Annotated in this window: 2 protein-coding genes; one reads left to right on the forward strand and one right to left on the reverse strand. The window is 66.8% G+C overall.

Annotated features, from left to right (window positions below):
• Positions 1-301 precede the first annotated feature (301 nt).
• Entirely contained in the window at positions 302-454 is a 153-nt protein-coding gene (locus tag EP26_RS35965; RefSeq protein WP_157033976.1) for a hypothetical protein, read from the reverse strand.
• A gap of 148 nt (positions 455-602) precedes the next feature.
• On the opposite strand from EP26_RS35965, the gene rpoD reads away from it, so the two are divergent.
• A complete protein-coding gene (rpoD, locus tag EP26_RS30455) occupies positions 603-2,513 on the forward strand; it encodes an RNA polymerase sigma factor RpoD (RefSeq protein ID WP_281177167.1) in 1,911 nt (636 codons plus the stop codon).
• The last annotated feature ends 53 nt before the right edge of the window (positions 2,514-2,566 follow it).

Genomic DNA, 2,566 nt, shown 5'->3' on the forward strand with positions numbered 1-2,566 from the left:
CAGAACGCACTCCACCTGCAGCACGTACCAGGCAAATCCACCGACAACATGCTAGGGTAATGCCTCAGCGGCACCTCGCATCTGACAGAGCCTCCGAGGCGCTCGGGACACAACCTCGGTGCCGTGTTCGCTGGCGCCATTAAGCCTAAGTTCGTCAATGCCGCCGCCAACTCATCGAGCTTGGCGGCATTGCCGACATCTTGGCCTCCACTGGCGCCCGCCTCTGTGCTGGGGAACTTGGCTCGTAGTCGAATCCCAGCATGGCGTAGGTAACCGCATCTGTCCGGTTAGCCGTGGACAGCTAATGAAGCACTTGGCTGTGCTGCTTCGCCGCAGCCAGGCGCATGGTTTCGTTGCGAAGCGCGGGCGGTACGCTGTCGAGCAGGTCACCGTAGCGGTTGACGGCACCTAGCAGCATGTTCCGCCAGGTGGCCACCGCCGCCTTGCTCGACATGTCCTCAGCAAGGCCTGCGGCTCTGGCAATCGCACCCCTGGTTTCAGCGTCACGGCTTCGCCATATAGCAAGCCGCTATGAAACCTGCCTTGCCAGGAACCCCAATGGGGCGCTGCGGGGAATTGTGGGATCACGGATGATCAATTCCTTGGAAGCCAACTTCGATGAGCGTGAGCGCGCCCTGCAGGCCGCCATGCCTGGGGCCAACCTGGTTGAGCTGCGCCAGCTGATGATGCTGGCCGAAGAGCGTGGCCACGTTACCCAGGCCGAAGTCGCGGCCGCCTTGCCGCCGGGCCAAACCTCATCGGATGTGATCGAGGACACCCTGGCGGCCCTGTCCAGGCTGGGGATTGAGGTTGTCGAGGCGTCCGAGGATGAGGATGCCCCGGCTCCGGCTGCCGCCATCGAATATACGCCAGACGACGAGGACGGCGGCAATGTTCGGGGCGACGGGCATACCGATGACCCGACCCGGATGTACTTCCGCGAGATGGGCAGCCATGCCCTGCTGTCGCGCGAGGGCGAGGTAGCTCTCGCCAAGCGCATCGAGGCCGGGCGGGCCATGATGATCGGCGGCCTCAGCCAGCTGCCGACCACGGCCGAGGCGCTGCTGCGCTGGCAGGCGGACTTGGTCTCCGGCCGCATGCTGCTGCGCGACCTCATCGACCTGGAGGCGACACTCGGCGCCGAGGCCGTGGACCCGGAGGCTGACGAAGTCGCCGTCCCGGATCTGGCGGAAGCGGAAGCGTCGGCGGCCGGTGCTGACGAGGCGGAAGACGGCGAGGGCCCTGCGGCTCTCTCCATCACCGCCAGCGAGGACAAGGCCCGGCCGGAGGTGCTCACCATCCTCCAGGGCATCCGCACGGTCCATGGCCACCTGCACGAGCTGCAGGCCCGGCGCCTGCCGACCGAGGCACCCGGTGGCAGGCTCAGCGCCGAGGAGCAGGCGGTCTATGCCGCCGGACGAGCCGAACTGGCCCGGCTGATCGCCAGCCTGCACCTGCACGGCAACCGGGTGGCCGAGCTCTTCGAAGGCGTGCGCTCCTTGAACCGGCGGCTGACCATGGCCGAAGGCCGCCTGCTGCGGCTGGCCGAGGCAGCGGGGGTCAAGCGGGACAGCTTCCTCGCGGCCTACCGCGGCGCCGAAGCGGGCGGGGCTTGGTTGCAGGGAGCGGAGGCGCGCCCGGGCAAGGGCTGGAAGGTGCTGGCCATCCGGCATGGTGCCGAGGCCGAGGCCCTCCGGGCCGAGATAGCGGCGCTGGCCGAGGAGACCGGTCTGCTGCTGCCTGAGTTCCGCGGCATCTACGCCACCGTCTCCCGGGGCGAGCGCGAAATGTCGGCCGCCAAGACCGAGATGGTGAACGCCAACCTCCGGCTGGTGGTGGCCATTGCCAAGAAGTACCGCAACCGCGGCCTGCAGTTCCTCGACCTCATCCAGGAGGGCAACATCGGCCTGATGAAGGCGGTGGACAAGTTCGAGTACCGCCGCGGCTTCAAGTTCTCGACCTACGCCACCTGGTGGATCCGCCAGGCCGTCACCCGCAGCATTGCCGATCAGGCGCGCACCATCCGGGTGCCGGTCCACATGATCGAGACGGTCAATAAGGTGAACCGCACCAGCCGCCTGATGATGCACGACCTTGGGCGCGAGCCGACCGACGATGAACTGGCCGAGCGGATGGGTATCCCCGTCGCCAAGGTTAAGCAGGTGCTGAAGATTGCCCGCGAGCCGGTGAGCCTGGAAACCCCGGTGGGGGACGAGGAGGACGCCCATCTCGGCGACTTCATCCAGGACAAGGATGCCGTCTCGCCGGACGACGTGGCGATGCAGTCGAGCCTTCGGGAGAACACCACCCGGATTCTGGCCAGCCTGACGCCGCGCGAAGAGCGGGTGCTGCGCATGCGGTTCGGCATCGGCATGAACACCGACCACACCCTCGAGGAGGTTGGTCAGCAGTTCGGCGTGACCCGCGAGCGCATCCGCCAGATCGAGGCCAAGGCAGTCCGGAAGCTGAAGCATCCAACACGGTCGCGGGCACTCCGCAGCTTCCTCGAATAGCAGCCTGCCAGCGACAAGCTGAGCCAAAGGTCCACTTCAGCTGTAAGAACCCG

It is taken from the genome of Belnapia moabensis DSM 16746 (assembly GCF_000745835.1).
Lineage (GTDB): Bacteria > Pseudomonadota > Alphaproteobacteria > Acetobacterales > Acetobacteraceae > Belnapia > Belnapia moabensis.

Bases quoted from the DNA above. Each gene is read 5' to 3' on its own strand.
- EP26_RS35965 (WP_157033976.1), bottom strand. From the start codon at position 454: ATGTCGAGCAAGGCGGCGGTGGCCACCTGGCGGAACATGCTGCTAGGT.